Source organism: Alteromonas sp. KS69 (genome assembly GCF_003989595.1).
GTDB lineage: Bacteria > Pseudomonadota > Gammaproteobacteria > Enterobacterales > Alteromonadaceae > Alteromonas > Alteromonas naphthalenivorans.
On record NZ_PYHU01000004.1, the window covers coordinates 170,483 to 188,220 of the forward strand.

General features: G+C 40.9%; 10 protein-coding genes. 9 read left to right on the forward strand and 1 reads right to left on the reverse strand.

All coding sequences use genetic code 11. The features are described from left to right. The first annotated feature begins 2 nt into the window (after positions 1-2). From C7Y69_RS03275 to C7Y69_RS03315, 9 genes are all read left to right on the forward strand, one after another. Positions 3-1,118 (forward strand): sulfotransferase family protein, encoded by a 1,116-nt coding sequence (locus C7Y69_RS03275; protein WP_126871791.1) that lies wholly within the window; start codon positions 3-5, stop codon positions 1,116-1,118. A gap of 130 nt (positions 1,119-1,248) precedes the next feature. After that, positions 1,249-3,384, forward strand: coding sequence for a tetratricopeptide repeat protein (locus C7Y69_RS03280; protein WP_126871792.1), 2,136 nt, complete (start codon positions 1,249-1,251; stop codon positions 3,382-3,384). A 315-nt stretch (positions 3,385-3,699) separates the two neighbouring features. After that, the gene (locus C7Y69_RS03285; RefSeq protein ID WP_126871793.1) at positions 3,700-9,507 is read left to right on the forward strand and encodes a DUF11 domain-containing protein; all 5,808 of its coding nucleotides are present in this window, start codon (positions 3,700-3,702) and stop codon (positions 9,505-9,507) included. A 217-nt stretch (positions 9,508-9,724) separates the two neighbouring features. Then, the gene (rfbA, locus tag C7Y69_RS03290) at positions 9,725-10,603 is read left to right on the forward strand and encodes a glucose-1-phosphate thymidylyltransferase RfbA (RefSeq protein ID WP_013786183.1); all 879 of its coding nucleotides are present in this window, start codon (positions 9,725-9,727) and stop codon (positions 10,601-10,603) included. Between the two features lie 60 nt (positions 10,604-10,663). After that, positions 10,664-11,209: a dTDP-4-dehydrorhamnose 3,5-epimerase gene (rfbC, locus tag C7Y69_RS03295; RefSeq protein ID WP_013786182.1), complete on the forward strand. Its 546-nt coding sequence runs from the start codon at positions 10,664-10,666 to the stop codon at positions 11,207-11,209. Positions 11,210-11,218: 9 nt separating this feature from the next. After that, entirely contained in the window at positions 11,219-12,079 is an 861-nt protein-coding gene (gene rfbD / locus C7Y69_RS03300) for a dTDP-4-dehydrorhamnose reductase (RefSeq protein WP_013786181.1), read from the forward strand. 18 nt (positions 12,080-12,097) lie between these two features. Next, positions 12,098-13,177, forward strand: coding sequence for a dTDP-glucose 4,6-dehydratase (rfbB, locus tag C7Y69_RS03305; protein ID WP_126871794.1), 1,080 nt, complete (start codon positions 12,098-12,100; stop codon positions 13,175-13,177). A gap of 82 nt (positions 13,178-13,259) precedes the next feature. Further along, positions 13,260-15,002: a glycosyltransferase family 2 protein gene (locus C7Y69_RS03310; protein WP_041452622.1), complete on the forward strand. Its 1,743-nt coding sequence runs from the start codon at positions 13,260-13,262 to the stop codon at positions 15,000-15,002. Positions 15,003-15,044: 42 nt separating this feature from the next. After that, a complete protein-coding gene (locus C7Y69_RS03315; RefSeq protein ID WP_083820169.1) occupies positions 15,045-16,232 on the forward strand; it encodes a nucleotide sugar dehydrogenase in 1,188 nt (395 codons plus the stop codon). Between the two features lie 86 nt (positions 16,233-16,318). Here the strand turns inward: C7Y69_RS03315 and C7Y69_RS03320 are convergent, their stop codons facing one another. Beyond that, positions 16,319-17,725, reverse strand: a complete 1,407-nt coding sequence (locus tag C7Y69_RS03320) for a mannose-1-phosphate guanylyltransferase/mannose-6-phosphate isomerase (RefSeq protein WP_126871795.1) — start codon at positions 17,723-17,725, stop codon at positions 16,319-16,321. Positions 17,726-17,738 lie beyond the last annotated feature (13 nt).

A 17,738-nucleotide genomic window follows, 5' to 3' on the forward strand; every position in this document is an offset into this window, starting at 1 on the left:
AAATGAAGTGGTCGTATTTTATTGAGGCAGACAACACAGCTTCAATTATCCCCTTCGAAGGGCCCGCTATAGGTTTAACAACCTCGTCACTTTCGTTACAGCTATCCAAAGAGTTAGGCGATATAGATAATGTTGAAGTATCTATTGCTTCGCACTCTGCCTTGTTACATGGCGAGCAAAATCTATCGAACATCGAATTCGACAAATCAATCAATAAGGTTTCCTTAGGGTTAGAAAACCTTCCATCTAAAGTAGTAGTGTTAAAAGTTTTGGTTCACACTACATCATCGGTTGCGGTTTTTCATGTTGCGTTACTTCCCTCTTTTGATCTCCCTCAAGCAGTGTTTGTACTAGGTTCACCTAGAAGCGGAACTACCGTAGTGGGTAATATGTTACAACGAGGAATGGGCATTAAAAGTCATGGCGAATCCCATATGGCAGAGTTGCTAGCAACACTAGTAACCACAGCTACCGACTACGTAAAAAAATCTCCGGCATCGGGAAATAAAGGTACGCTTACTTGGGAAGTAGAGTCCATTTATGTGAAAGCGTTGCAAGTACAGCAATTTAGAGAGCTGTATAGCAGCTATTATCCGGGTAAAGTTTTTATCGATAAAACTCCTGGCATACCCATGCTGAATTCGTTACCAATTTTAATGTTAGCGTATCCGAATGCTAAAGTTATTTATTGCCAAAGGCGTGGTATTGAAAATATCGAATCGAGACTTCGAAAGTTTCCTCAAGTTCCTTTCGAGGGGCACTGCAGACAATGGCGCCAAGCAATGCTTTTATGGCGTAGAAATAAACAAGTGCTTTCCAGCCAATACTTTAAAGCGCAAAACTGGTTCATGGATGTAGAGCAGTTCCGTCTAGCAAAAAATCCTTCAGAAGTGATCAAATCATTAGCACAATTTTTAAATTTAGATAATTCGGCATATGAACGTATGTTGCATTATCAAGCTACCGAAACGCCTCAAAAAACAGGTAGTAGTGATTTTAGTGCTTCGTCTTTAGAATCTGTTAAGTGGAGTGAAGAGCAAAAAGCGGTGTTCAAAGATATCTGTAACGATGAAATGCAAAGGTCAGGATATTCCTTAGATAATACCTATTTTGTGTAATTCATTTTAGGCTGCCACGTGAATGCATTGGGTAGCTTAGTCACTGGAAAGGCTTGATCAAATATTAAACAGGTGTAAAGTGGTAAATAAGCACATTTAGTAATCTCTCTACAGGGAGTTTGAGAAGACTATGAGCGTCCACCGAAAAAGAGGAGTGGTTGCTTCTCGTAAACGTTTAGAAAAAGCTATGGTAGAAGCTGGTTTTAAAACGCAGATTGCGCTTGCTAAAGCTATCGCTAAACAAGAAGAATCGACCACTGTTCCAAAAGATCTCGTAAGTAAAGTTTTTAGAGGTGTTCCTGTTTCACCCTATAATCTACAACGTGTAGCTTCCGTATTAGGTGTAGAAGCCTATACGTTGTATCAAACATCTCAAGAGTCAGATAATAAAAAAGGAAATGCAGGCGACTCTTCTTCTGGTGATCCGATAGAAGAAAGTAAATTGGTAACTGGCGTTCTCGAAAAAGCGCATTTGGATACCGAATATTCTGCTCGCGAAACCGGTAATAGCTACAGCCAAACGGTTCCCTCTAGTGAATTTCACAGCACAGAATATTTACCGCAGAAAAATTTTTTCTGGATTTTCATAGTAAGCAGTTTCGGGTTAGGGCTGTTTTTCTCGGTTACATACTTATTACCTGAATTCATCAAGTCAGACGAGCCTCTAAACTTACTAGACGACCCCTCATTCGAACATTACTCCGCTATATTAACCGTTAATGATTCTATGCTTTCTTTTGCTGACGCTACAGCTAAGGCTATTGATAGCGATTTAGTTGCGCTAACTATTTTAGGTGAAAAAGCTTCTAAAACCGCACCTCTTCAACTTCTACAGCGCTATCGAGCCGATGCAGTTCTAGAAATAGTTACGCAAAGTGAGGGGCGATTTTGGAGCATCGCTTTAGTTGCTTGGACCAATAAAGGGAGTACCACACTTTGGAATACAAGCTTATCTAGCGGGCAATTCAATTTATATATGACCGATATTGCGAACGAAGTGGCAAAGGTTGTTTCATTATTTTTTAAGCAAGAGGCTATAACAATTAACCCCAAGTTTGCCTTCAACGTTTCTAATGAAGCATTAGCCTTCTATTTAGAGGGAAGGGCAAAGTTAGATACGACTTATCAAGATGAGCAGGCGATTCATGCACAAAGCAGATTTAGTGCTGCAATAAGGCGCGATAAAGATTTTGCTCAAGCGTATGCCGGCTTATGTGAAGCTCTCATTTTGGAAAGCTGGGCTGGAAACGAAAAAATTGTTCTAGAGGATGCCAGTAAAGCATGTGCACACGCACTGGAGTTAGCACCTTCATCTCCTTATGTGCTTGCAGCTAACCTGGCGCTATTTAGGAGTACTGCCTCATTAAAAAGCGCTTTATCTATGATGAAAAAAGCACTACAAAACGCAAAGTACAATTCGGCGCAAATGCTATATGAAATCGCTTTTTTAAAATTCGAATATTCGAAAGAAAGCAGTGAAAAAGCGCTATTGTTAAATGAAATCGAATTATTGAGTAGTAAAATTATTTCGACTTACCCTGCATTCTGGCGAATTCACCATCTCCTAAGTTTAGTTGATTTTCACAATGGAGATATTAGCTCAGCAATGAATCACATAGATGCGGCCACCCATATTAATAAAAACGTGCTGCTGTTAACAAACCTAGGTACGCTGCTATTTTGTCAGGGTGATATACCCGAAGCGAAAAGTAGATATCAAGAGGCAATACAATTTTTCCCATCATCGCCTCTTGGACATGAAATGTTGGGTAGAGTTTATTTTTTTGAAAATGAGCTTCATGCAGCAGAGAAGTCTATCAAGTGGTCGATATCGTTATCAGATGAAAATAACATTCACCAGACGTGGGGAAACTTAGCGGACGTGTATCGTCACATGGAACAGCTTGCTACAGCCAAAACCTATTACCAAAAAGCTTTGGATATTATTCATCAAGATGAGCTTTTAGGGCTTAGGTCGATAGAAATGGATATATATAGACTGTATTACGAAATAAGCATGCTCACAAGTACAGAACGCCTAAGTAAAATTGAATCTCACAACAAAAATTTAGAAGAATTGTATGCCGCTACTCAGTCTCACTTATCTCCCGCAACAGCGATCAGAATCGCGGTAATTGGTTTCTTACTTCGTAACGATGCCGTGGCTAAATCTAGCCTAAATACTGCGGTGTCGAGTTGCCCAGTATTTTGGAAATCGCCTGATATAGTCAAGCTTTCAAATGAACTAAAAATTACTATGCAGTAATTTATAACTTCTACGTACACCAGTTTTCAGCACAAAGGCAAATAAACTTCTGTTAAGTAAATTTATTTAAACAAAGTGAATATAATTCAGCATGCTATCTACGGCTATATTCTCTTAAGTGGCGTTAAATGACTACCTTAGTGTTGAAAAAAAAACCTACTTAATAGATTTTAGTTTTAGTAGGGAAACTATTGTGTCTGTCGCTTTTTTCGCGTTGATTACCGACTACCTGTTCTATTCGATAATATGAAAATAAGTTGTTCAAAAGCCTCCCATCCAAATAAAAACAGACGTATTTTTTAGACGGAGTTCATTATGCGTATTTCAGGATGTTTGTGGATAGAGCAGTCTCGAATCCAAGCAAGCGGTTATGTAATGTTATTACTGAGGAGTATAGCGTTTCTAACTGCACTAATTATTTCTATGTCAGTATCTGCAATTGAAGTGAAAAGCAGCTTGGAGAATTACCAAAAAGACAGCAACGGTAGGTTGGTTTACAAGGTCTTAATTTCTAATACCGATAATGTAACTCGAACAAATGTACGTTTAGACTTGAGTATTCCTTCTGGCTGGCGATTTTCCAGAGCGGAAGCGTCCATTCAAGCCTCAGGGTGTAATACATGCTCTTCTGGTAGCTCAACTTACTGGATATTTGACTCATTAGCTGCCGGAAAAAGTGTTGAATTAGTTATCCCTTTTTATTCAAGTAATTTAGCAGATCAAACAGGGAATTCTCTAAGTTTCATTGCTTCAGTTACTCATTCAGGAACTGCCAACGCAATAATAGATGAGATATCAACGCTAGCTGTGGCTGCACAAACTATACATATGTCGGTTTCCGCTAGTAAAAAAGTAGTTAAGGCAAATGATGTTGTTGACTACGAAATAACGTTTGGAAATGTAGGAACTTCAGGGTTTGTAGGACAATATATTTCAGCTGACATTCCTAGTGGTGCGACTTTCGTTTCCGCATCGGGTAACGGCGTGTTGTCTAATGGTAAAGTCGTTTGGGACAGTTCTAGTGTGCTAAACATAGGCGAAAGTGAAAGAAGATACTTTTCTGTTCAGTTACCTGCAGGTTCTGCGGGGTCAATTTATACCACTGAAGTATCTTGGGCACAGACGAGTTCGAGCGCAGTGCAACAAACTACGTCAGAAAATGTAGTTATAGGTGATGATAGTGGAGTAGAGCTTTCCGTTGCCGTATCCGGTGGGTTGCAAACCGATGCTACCAGCACTGACTATCGATATGTAATATCTAATAATGGTACAACAACACAATCAGCTATGACACTCTCGGTATTAATGGGCACCGGCAGCTACTTAGCATCCTATGAATCTATGCCTACATTTTACGGCAATAAGTATAATAGCAATTGGTTTTATTTTACGGTGGATGCATTAGCACCCGGCGAATCAGAGGTTATCTACGTTCCGGTTAGGCCATATAATGAAACAGATGGTAAGCCTTTCATTTCTCAAGCTATTCTAACAATTGATGAGTTAGATTCTTGGCAAGCAATTAAACCTACAGTTAGATACGATACAACCGACTCCTTGGCACTAACAATATCTTCAAGTAAGCAATCAGTTGCTGCAGATGAAGAGTTTAGATATGACGTTTCCTTAGGAAATTTACGAACAACTGCATTTCAAAATATAGATATAATTGCAGAGTTGCCAGAGAATGTAACAGTAGTATCGGCTGAAGGCGACGCCACCATCGTTGGTAATACCGTCACCTGGACTTACAGTACCCTAAACTCTGGTGTAAATAACAAGAGAAGCATCAATGTAGTTAGTGATGAGGGGCTTGAAAACGGAACGCAATTAAAAGCAAATATTACAGCGCAACTAGGCAATGAAATATTAAGTGATGGAAGCGAGATAGTATTCATCAACGATGATCAATCCCTTGGTTTAGACATTGCGTTAAGTACAGACGTTAATAGCGACAATCAAGCTACATGGGTTCGGTACATAATTTCTAACAATAGCGAACTAGCTAAAACCGATGTCACTTTATATTTAAAGCTGGCAAAAAATTCGATTGTAACGAGTTACGACGACTTACCTAGTAACTACGGAAACCGATACTATGGAAATTGGTTTAGTTACAGTTTAGGGCAGATTAATGCTGGAGAGACGAAAGCCGTTACCTTACCTATTCAAAGAAGTAACGCTATCGATGGTCAAATTTGGGAAACCACAGCTTTTCTTTCTGATGCCACGTCATTCTTCGTGCAGGGAACAAAACCTACCATCATAAATAAAATCGAAGATACGCTTATCGCCACATTGGTTGCGAGTAAAGAGGTTGTAGGCGCTGGTGATGTCTTTGAGTATGAAGTTTCTGTAGGTAATCCATCGTCTACAGCTACACAAAATGTAACAGTAGAACTAGATGTACCTCAAAACTTCACGGTTTCAGATATAAGTGATGGTGGAGTTTATGAAGGGAATACCATTTCTTGGAGTCTTAATACTGTAAATTCAGGAACAAGCACAAAGCGCTCCGTGAAAATGCATGTTCCAATTGGACTAGTAGATGGCACTACTCGAAAAGCGCATTTAACAACTAAGGTGGGCGGTGAGGCTGTCGCTCACAGTACGGTAATAAACTCAATTAATAATAATAGAGATCTTGAATTATACGTTAGTGTGACTGGTGATGTGAGTACACCTAATCAGCAGTCTTTTTACCGCTATAACGTCACAAACAATGGGCTATTGTCTAGAACAGACGTGAAACTATTTATTAGTATGGCGGGGTGGTCCTACTTGGGCTCTTATGAAAGCCTCCCTTCATTTTACGGCAACAAATATATGGCCGACTGGTTTAGCTATGATTTAGGCCAAATAGATCCTGGGCAATCAAAAACAGTAATTATTCCCTTTTTAACAACGGGACAAGTTACAGATGGCATGATTTTAGATTCACAGGCTGTATTGACCGACGGCAGTAGCAGCTACATTCAAGCAATGAGACCTACGGTTACTTATGACAGTAGTGCTAGCTTATTAACCTCAATATCCGCCGATAAGCAAACTGTTTCGGTTGGTGAAAAGGTTGAGTATGAAGCTACTTTCGCTAATTTAGCTTCTTCTGCAACACAAAATGTTGAATTAATTGTAGATATCCCGGATGAACTCTCGGTTACAGACATTAGCGATAATGGGTATTTCTCATCAGGTAAAGTTTACTGGGATATAGGAACCGTTAACTCACTTAATAATGGAAAGCGCTTTTTCACTGCAATTACAGATGACGAATTATCGGAAGGCGATGTCGTTCTTGTTAAAGCTACATTGAATACAGGAGGGGCAAGCATTTCACGCGCAAGTGAAGCGGTAGTTCTACAGAATAACATCGGTTTACAGCTTGCGGTAGCCACTTCAGGTACAAGTTGGGAAGAAGGCAATGAAGACGATGCACATTATCGATACATTATTTCAAATAATGGCGAAACGTCTAAGACCAACGTTCAAGTTGTTTTGTCTCCTGGTTATGGCAGCCGCGTAAGACCAAACAATGGTGCTCCAGCCATATCTTCATCCTATTATTATGTTAGAGACTGGTTAACCTATTCCTTTGATGAACTTCAACCGGGTGAATCTCGCACTATTTACTTACCTATTTACGCATCGAATGCGGTAGAGGGGAGTCCTTGGATTTCACATGTAATGGTTTCAGACCAAAGTGCTAGTTATACATTAAGTGCTAACCCAACCATTTTACGTGGAAGCGAATATGACGGCCTTAAGCCCCTAGTCAACATTGAAAGTGACGGAGCAATAAAAGATCCAGGAGACAATGTCACATTTTCGGTGGCCATCGGCAACCCGTCTGAGGATGTGGTAGAAAACGGAATGGTAATTACTCAAATACCAGAAAATATGGCATTTGTCAGCGCTTCAGGGTTGTACGAAGTTATTGATGATAAAGTGTACTGGCCTCTGGGTGATATACCAATAGGCACATGGAGGAAAGAGTCACTTACGCTAGCAATTTCAGCAAGTGCAACTAATGGAGAGCTCTTACATGTGGAAAGTAAATTGCTTAATTCATCCAACTTGGGTGCTATCAGCATAGCGTCAGATGTTGTTATTGTGCAGGAAAGTGCAGGGGTTGCTCTGTCAATTAATAATAGTTACACCGTTCCCATGGTGGAAGACAGTAAATATATATTGAACCTCGATGTAGTGAATGGCAGTGAAGTGCAAGTTGCAGATGTAAGCTTAAGTGTTAAGGCTGCAAGAAAAACCTACATGCCAGCTAGTGAGCACCCTACCGGTAGTTGTTCAAATGGAAGTTATTGTTACGAATATGATTGGATGAACTTTAGTTTAGGTAATATGGATGATGGAGAAAGCATATCATTCAACGCAAATACTTACCTTCGTTCAAGCAGTCAGGCCCCTGAAAGTGGCCAGTTGCTTTCTTCTATTGTAAGAGTGACGCATAGCTCTACACCCAGTTCAGATATTGTTATGACCTCTACGTTGGGCGCCGGTGGTAATTTCGATGTGGACTCGGAGCACGATAGTGATGGTGACGGAATACCAGATTACTGGGAACTTCAGTATTCAGGTTTTGCTAATTGGTTGGATGCAACTGATGCAGACGACGATTTAGATGGTGACGGCTATACGAATCTTGAAGAATATTTGAATGGCCTTGCGCCAGATAATAGTGACCCTAAGGACACTGATACTGACAATCTATTCGATAGTGTGGAAATAGCATTAGGTCTAGATCCTAATAGTAATGATACTGATGGCGACGGTATCATAGATAGATTAGATAACCGGCCAACGGTATTTAACTCTGCGCAAGATGGCTTATTGAAAGTGTTGGATAACATTGGAGATGTAAATAGCGATGGAATTGATGATGTTGCTATGGTGTACGTGGAATCTAGTGAACTAGCTTCTGAAGTTGCCATTCATGCAGGTATTGTCACTATCGATATTGTTAATATTGAAGACCTTTCATTAATCAAGCGTATAAAGTGGCCTACAGCGTACCAAGATATTCAGTTGTATGTACTGGATGATATTGACGAGAATGGATTCGTTAATATTGGTGTATTTGGTATGTATCTAACATCTGAAAACGATACCGACGTTATCAAACCTCAACTTTATGTACGTGATGCTCTTACAGGAGCGCGGATTGCCACATATAACTGGCCTGCAAATTGGCTTGAAGCTGGAATTGTCGTATTAGAAGATGTGACAGGCGACGGTATACAAGATGTGGCTTTAGAGGGGCGTTTTATCATTGAAGATGCTAGACCGCAACTTATGGTCAAAAATGGGGTTAATGGTAATTCTGAATTGACCTATAGCTACCCAAGTTTATTTGATAAGCCAGGCTATGTTCAACTAAGTGATTTTAACGGTGATGGCATTCGTGAAATTGGTTTGTTCGGAAAGTTATTACGAAACGATAAATATCAGATTAAAATTACTGACGGAACTGATAGCGAGGGTAAGCTACCAGCTTACAACTATCCAGATTACTGGGTAGAAAACAGTTGGCATGAGTTGTCGGATATAAATGGTGATGGAGAAAACGATTGGGGCATGTTTGGTATTCGAACTGACGACAACCGCCCGCAGTTATTAACTAAAAGTGGAACAGATATTTCCGGCTCGTTGGGAATATTTGCATGGCCAGAAGACCTAAATTCAGCCGATTTTCATATCATCCCTGATGTAACTGGCGACGGTATTGATGAAGTTGCAGCATCTGGTTATCGAGGTAGTCAGGACCGGAACCAATTCATTGTTAAAAATGGTGCAAACCGAGATGTTATTTATGCAAACATTGGCTGGGCCAATAAATGGACTCAAGTAACCTACCATGTATTGGGCGACTTGAATGGCGATGGTCAAGCTGAAATAGCGCTATATGGTCTTCGAACGACTGGCGTGTGGGAGCTCAATGTCAGGGATACACTTAATAACGATTATGGAGTGTTTGTTATTGGCAAAGACTGGGTTTCCAAACCCTTGATTGCAGTTGGAGATGACAAAGACGGTGACGGGCATCGAGATGTGTTGTTATATGGGCACGCCTTGGATGGTACGCCCCAAACTAGGTATATGAACGACTAACCACTAAGTATCAAAAAAAACCTGAATTTATTCAGGTTTTTTTTTGCTCCTTGCCAGGGCAAAAATAACAAACGAAAAATACAGTCTTACTCAATCAACGCTACAACCAGTAACCAAAGTAGTTTTGGCGTTTATGATTTTGTATGGGCTCTGTTACTTAGGCTAACTATTCGCTATCATATCAATTCTAAACTTAGTTTTATTAGAAGAGCATATAATGAGAAAAGGAATTATTCTGGCGGGCGGCTCAGGCACACGCCTACACCCGCTAACAAAAGTAGTCAGTAAGCAGTTAATGCCGGTTTACGACAAACCTATGATTTTTTACCCGCTTACTACACTCATGATGTCGGGTATAAAAGATATTCTTATCATCACTACTCCTCAAGAACAGCAGCGTTTTATTGAACTTATAGGTGATGGCAGCGCATTAGGTATTAATGTTCAATACGCCGTTCAACCTTCCCCAGATGGCTTAGCCCAAGCTTTTCTAATTGGCGAGGAGTTTCTTGCAGGGGAAAGCTGTACATTAGTACTAGGTGACAATATTTATTATGGTCACGACCTGAAGCTTTCACTTCAAAATGCTTTTAAACAAGAGCATGGTGCTACCGTGTTTGGTTATCATGTAAACGACCCCGAGCGCTATGGCGTGGTCGATTTTGATGACAACTGGAACGCGCTTTCAATTGAAGAAAAGCCCGAAGCGCCAAAGTCTAACTACGCTGTTACTGGGTTATATTATTACGATAATCGTGTGGTTGATTTTGCTAAAGAAGTGAAGCCATCACACCGTGGTGAGCTTGAAATTACCGACCTTAATAATCTTTATCTGCAAGATGGCAGCTTAAAAGTTGAATTAATGGGGCGTGGTTCTGCTTGGCTTGATACAGGAACGCTTGATTCTCTGTTAGATGCAGCAAACTTCGTAGCTGCTATTGAAAAGCGCCAAGGTTTAAAGGTGTGTTGCCCTGAAGAGGTGGCTTATCGAATGGGTTACATCGATGCAGCACAGTTAGAGCAATTAGCGGCGCCACTTAAAAAGAGTGGCTATGGCGATTACCTACTAAAAGTAATCAACGACCGCGTTAAGTAAGGCTACTAAGTGCCTTGTACTTTTCAAGTACACAGTATTACCAACGGAATTAAGTAAAACATGCAAGCAATAGCAACAGACATCCCAGACGTTAAAATCATTGAGCCAAAAGTATTTGGCGACGAACGCGGCTTCTTCCTTGAAACCTTTCGCACCGACTGGTTTAAAAAAGAATGTGCAGACGTTGAATTTGTGCAAGACAACCATTCAAAATCCAGCCAAGGAATCCTTCGTGGGCTGCATTATCAGTTGGAGCAGACCCAAGGTAAATTGGTTCGCGTAGTCAGCGGCGAAGTATATGATGTTGCTGTTGATATGCGTAAAGATTCACCTACGTATGGAAAGTGGGTCGGCGTTTTACTGTCGGCTGAAAATAAACGTCAACTATGGGTACCTGCAGGTTTTGCTCACGGTTTTTATGTAACCAGTGAGTCTGCTGAGTTCGTATATAAGTGTACTGACTACTATCACCCTGAGTCAGAAGTGTCGGTTAAGTTTAACGACCCAACTTTAAACATCGATTGGCCTTTAGTTAACGGTGAAAAGCCGTCTTTATCTGGAAAAGATGAAAATGGCGTCGCTTTCGTTGATGCCCCTACGTTTTAAGGATTAAACATGAGTATTGTAGTTATTGGCAATGCTGGCCAGTTGTCGTTTGAATTGGTTCGTATTCTAGGTGAAAACACTATATGTTTAGGCCCTGAAGATACTGACATTACCAACGAATCGGTATTATCTGAAACGCTAAGCAAACTAGCGCCAAGCGTCATTATTAACGCAGCGGCTTATACTGCGGTAGATAAAGCAGAAGAAGATTTCGATTTATGCCACGCGATCAACGCTACTGCCGTTGAAAATTTAGCAAAGTACTGTAAGCAGTCAGGTGCATTTTTAGTACATGTATCTACAGATTACGTATTTAACGGCCACAAAGGTTCGCCTTACCTCACTGATGACACTATTGAGCCTCAAGGGGTTTACGGTAAAACTAAAGCTGATGGCGAAAAAGCCTTGCTGGAATTACTTCCTAACTCAAGTTGCTTAATTCGTACTGCGTGGGTGTATTCATCACATGGCAATAACTTTGTGAAAACCATGCTGCGTTTAATGGCAGATAAGCCTCAATTGTCGGTTATTGATGACCAAATCGGCACGCCTACATGGGCAAAAGGGTTGGCAGAAGTGTGCGTAAGTGCAGCGCAAAATAAAACCCAAGGTGTATATCACTGGACTGATGAAGGCGTAGCTAGTTGGTACGATTTCGCGCTAGCCATTCAAGAGCTTGGCATTGAAAAAGGTTTGTTGTCTTCGGCTATCCCGGTATTGCCCATTCCTTCTTCTCAGTACCCCACACCGGCTTCACGACCGCATTATAGCGTGCTAGATAAAACCAGCACACGAGATACTTTTTCATCACTTAATCTTACACATTGGCGTACTCAATTGTCTGCCATGATGGATGAGTTAAAAGCATAATTATTGAGTAACACACGTATGAAAACAATTTTAGTAACAGGTGGTGCGGGGTTTATTGGCTCGGCAGTAGTTCGCCATCTTATTAATGATACAGAACATAAAGTCGTAAACTTAGATAAGCTTACTTACGCGGGTAATTTAGAGTCGCTTTTGTCTGTATCAGATAGCGAGCGCTATGCGTTTGAACAAGTCGATATTTGTGATGCCGACGGCGTCAAAGCCGTTCTTAATACCCATCAACCCGATATCATTATGCACTTAGCGGCAGAATCTCATGTAGATCGTTCAATTGACGGCCCAGGTGAGTTTATTCAAACCAATGTAGTAGGCACTTATACCTTGCTTGAGCAATCACGTGCATATTGGTCAACGCTTGATGATGTGAAAAAAGAAGGCTTTAAATTCCATCATATTTCAACTGATGAAGTATATGGTGACCTTCCACATCCAGATGAAGTTGAAGAGGGCGCTGAACTGCCGTTATTCACTGAAACTACGCCATATGCACCAAGTTCGCCTTATTCTGCAAGTAAAGCGTCTTCCGATCAGTTAGTTCGTTCATGGCTACGCACTTACAAGCTACCTACATTGGTAACCAACTGTTCGAATAATTATGGCCCGTATCACTTTCCTGAAAAGCTAATTCCGTTAGTTATTCTAAATGCCTTAGCAGGCAAGCCATTGCCTGTATACGGTAAAGGCAATCAAATTCGAGATTGGTTGTATGTGGAAGACCATGCCCGTGCATTGGTGCTAGTGGCTCTTGAAGGAAAAATTGGCGAAACCTATAACATAGGCGGCCATAACGAAAAGCAAAATATTGAAGTAGTGAATACAATTTGCGACATTTTGGATGATGTTCAACCTAAAGACAGTAAGTATTCAGAGCAAATCACTTATGTTGCAGACCGCCCTGGTCACGATATGCGATACGCGATTGATGCATCTAAAATTGAACGCGAGTTAGGGTGGTCACCCCAAGAGACCTTCGAGAGCGGTATTCGCAAAACCGTTGAATGGTACTTAAACAACGAAGGTTGGTGGAAAGCGGTACTAGATGGTAGCTATCAAGGCGAACGCTTAGGTGCTGGCAGTTAGTTTTTTAGTTTTTAAATCATGTTAAACTTGAAGGCCGCTTTATTAGCGGCCTTTTTCTGTTTATCCGGGGTACCTACGCAGTATGAAGAAGTTTGCAATGCTTACCGTGAAAGGTGCGGTAGGGCTTTTGCCTTTGTCAGTGAAACAAAAGCTTAAACAAAATGCTCAACTCACTGAGTTATATAGCCGTTCTCTACAGCGCTCAGGACTCTTCTATGGTTTCCCTAGTAAAAAGAAGCGCATGGCAATGTATAAGCATTACTTAAAGCTTCAGGATAGGGCTTTAAGCGATAAATACGAGAACCTTTCTGAAAGTAATAAAGAAAAAATTAATGTGGTAGTAGTAGGAACTGACTTTCTAGCCACCACACAAAAAGATTTGCAACGCTATTTAAGTCAAATTAAGAAAGTGTTCGTAGTTGGTAAAGTGACGGCTTCGCAATACGAAGATGTTGAAAGCGTAGCGTCTCTATCTGAAGCCCTCGGGGCATGCGATTCATCTCATTCTACTCTATTCATAAAATCCGGCGACACGCTTTCGAAGTTTGCACTAAATGAATTTATTGCAGTGGCAAAACAAACCGATATTGCTTATTGCGATACCGATGAAAAGAATCAGAAAGGGGTATTAACAAGCCCTAAGTTTCTACCTGATTGGAATCCAGATCTGCAACTCTCGACTGCTTATATAAATACGGGCGTGCTGATTTCGCCAGAGATATCAGATGTATTAGCCGTGAACAATGTTAGTACTATTGCTCAATTAGTTACCACTGCTTGGCAAAAGCAATCAACGGTTACTATCTCGCATATTCCATATACCTTGGTGCATTCAGAAAATTCGGTCAAACGTGAGCAAAACGAATTGCTTTCAATCTCTGATGATTTGAATTCACAGGGTAGTGCGGTGTCGAGCTTTTCAAAACATCAAAAAGTTAACTGCGTGCTGTGGAAAACACTTAACGAGCCATTGGTATCTTTAATAATCCCCACTAAAAATGGCAAAGAGTTAGTAAAGGCGTGTATAGATTCCATCCGTGAAAAAACCATCTACAAAAATTATGAAATTCTTCTCATTGATAATGGTTCCGATGAAGACGCGAGCATTCGTTATTTTGAAACATTAGCAGAACTCCCAGAAGTTCGCGTTTTAAACTACCCTGGACCTTTTAATTACTCAGCGATAAACAACTTTGGCGTAAAACATGCTAAAGGAGAAGTAGTAGGGTTAATAAATAATGATATTGAAGTTATTAGCCCTGACTGGCTAACTTATATGGCTGGCCATGTGATGCGTGAAGATATAGGTTGCGTAGGGGCTAAATTACTTTATTCAGATGGCCGTATACAGCATGCTGGCGTAGTTCTCGGCTACGGCGGTGGAGCAGGTCACGCTCATAAATATTTCCCACGCTATCATCCTGGGTATTTGAAACGACTTGCTGCAACACAAAATTACAGTGCGGTTACTGCGGCATGTCTGTTAGTAAAGCGTAGCCATTTTGGTGCAGTGGGTGGCCTAGACGAAGAAAATCTCGCGGTGGCCTTTAACGATGTCGACTTCTGTTTACGGGTAAGAGAGTTGGGGGTTAGAAACTTGTATTGTGCCGAGGCTGAGCTATATCATCATGAGTCGGTCAGTCGCGGTTTAGATATTTCGCCTGAAAAGGCGGCTCGGTTTAATCGCGAGCTTGAATATCTACAAACAAAGTGGTCTCATGTTATTAAACATGACCCTGCATATAACCCTAATTTAACGCTGAAACGCGAAAACTTTGCGCTTAAGACAAAAGAAGAGCAGAGTGTTTTATTAGCTTCATATTGATAATTTATAGTCATTGCTTCTAGTTACGGAGAAAACGAAATTATGGAAAGCACACCACAAAGCATGAAAATAGCCGTTGCAGGCACAGGCTATGTAGGTTTATCGAACGCAGTTTTATTGGCACAGCACAACGAAGTTATTGCGGTTGATGTAGTACCAGCGAAAGTGGATCTTCTGAACGACAAAAAGTCTCCTATTGAAGATAAAGAAATTACAGACTATCTAAATAACAAGCAGCTTAACCTTAAAGCAACGTTAGATACTGAACTTGCTTATAAAGATGCCGAGTTTGTCATTATCGCAACGCCTACAGACTACGATGCACAAACCAATTACTTTAATACCAGTTCAGTAGATGCGGTAATTAAAGAGGTTATGCGAGTAAACCCTAATGCGGTAATGGTGGTTAAGTCTACCGTTCCAGTAGGTTTTACTGTTGAAGCAAAAGAGCGCCATGGCACTGAAAATATTATCTTCTCACCAGAGTTCTTACGTGAAGGTAAAGCCCTTTACGATAACTTGTACCCAAGCCGTATCATTGTGGGTGAGCAAAGCGAACGCGCAAAGAAATTCGCAGCATTGCTAGAGCAAGGTGCTATTAAAGAAGACATTAATGTACTTTTCACTCACAGTACCGAAGCTGAAGCTATCAAGCTTTTCGCTAACACTTACTTAGCTATGCGTGTTGCTTACTTCAACGAACTAGATAGCTATGCAGAGCGTAGTGGTCTTAACACGAAACAAATCATAGAAGGTGTTGGATTAGATCCACGTATTGGCGATCACTACAACAACCCAAGCTTTGGTTATGGTGGTTACTGCTTACCTAAAGACACTAAGCAGTTGTTGGCAAACTACAGTGAAGTGCCTAACAACATGATTCAGGCTATTGTTGATGCCAACCGCACCCGTAAAGACTTTATCGCCGATTCTATCGTGAGTCGACAGCCTAAAGTGGTGGGTATCTTCCGTTTAATCATGAAGTCTGGGTCTGATAACTTCAGAGCAAGTGCCATTCAAGGCATCATGAAGCGTATTAAGGCGAAGGGTATTGAGGTAGTGGTTTACGAGCCAGTAATTGCCGAAGACGATTTCTTTCACTCTCGCGTAATTAAAGATCTAGAAGAGTTTAAATCTATTTCTGATGTAATTGTTGCTAACCGCGTAACAGAAGACATTGAAGACGTATTAGATAAAGTGTACAGCCGTGATTTATTCGGTGCTGATTAACAGTAACTAGCTTTCGAACACGAAAAAAAACCAGCTATGTAGCTGGTTTTTTATTTTTAACTCAAGTCAGTTGAATGACTCTTTGCTTATTTTGGGCTTCGGCCATATCTATCCGAAAAGCGAACAATATCGTCTTCATCTAAATATGCGCCTGATTGAACTTCGATAAGTTCAAGGGGGATCTTGCCAGGATTTTCCAACGAATGCACTGCGCCGATTGGAATGTAGACTGATTGGTTTTCAGTTAATAAATTCACATTATCATCTACCGTGACATTGGCCGTGCCAGACACTACAACCCAATGCTCAGCTCTGTGATGATGCATTTGAACCGAAAGCTTTTCACCTGGTTTTACCGTAATACGTTTAACTTTAAAGCGGCCACCATTGTCTATTGAGTCGTAACTTCCCCAAGGCCTGAATACTTCTCGGTGAAATTCAAACTCAGGGCGTTTATTTGACTTAAGATGATTAACTACGTTTTTAATGTGTTGTGAGTCGTTCTTATTCGCTACCATCACGGCATCTTTTGTTTCTACCACCACAACATTTTCCAATCCAATAACGGAAACAAATCTGTGCTCTGAGTTTACATAGCTGTTTTTGGTGTTTTCCAATAAGGTATCGCCAACCACAACGTTGCCGCTTTCATCTTTCTCACCTGTTTCCCATAAAGATGACCAACTTCCTACATCAGACCAACCGGCGTCTAATGTAACCATTACTGCACTCTCGGTTTTTTCCATTACAGCGTAATCGATTGAGTCGTCAGGGCATGTTTTAAAAATATCTTCTTGAATTCTAATGAAGTCTAAATCGCGTTGAGTCTCTGATGTGGCTTTCTTACATATAGCTAAAATTTCGGGGTTGTACTTTTTAAGCTCTGTAAGGTATGTACTTGCTTTAAACATAAACATACCGCTATTCCAGAAATATTCCCCAGAATCAATATATTGCTTTGCGGTAGGTAAATCTGGCTTTTCCACAAACTGGCGAACTTTAAATCCCAAGTTAACACTGTCACCAGATTTGATGTATCCGTATCCAGTATGTGCTTCGGTAGGTACTATACCGAAAGTAACAAGCTTGCCTTCTAAAGCGAGTTTTTCAGCATCTTTAATTTTGGCCTGAAAGGTTTTTGAATCTTTTATGAGGTGATCGGCAGCAAGTACCAACAGTACAGGGTCCTCACCATTTTCCGTAGCGTTAAGTGCAGCAAGCGCAATAGCGGGAGCAGTGTTTCGTCCCACTGGCTCTAAGATAATATCGCTGTCTTCAATATCTATCTGGCGCATTTGTTCTGCGACAAGAAAGCGGTGAGCTTCGTTGCAAATAATAATAGGAGCGTCATGACTTAAGCCGTTTAGCCGTGTAACGGTTTCCTGAATCATTGTCTTATCAGAGGTAAGTGATAGAAATTGCTTAGGGAGTGCTGCGCGAGACTTAGGCCATAACCGGCTTCCAGTGCCTCCAGCGAGAATAACTGGCTTCATTGAGCTTTCCTTG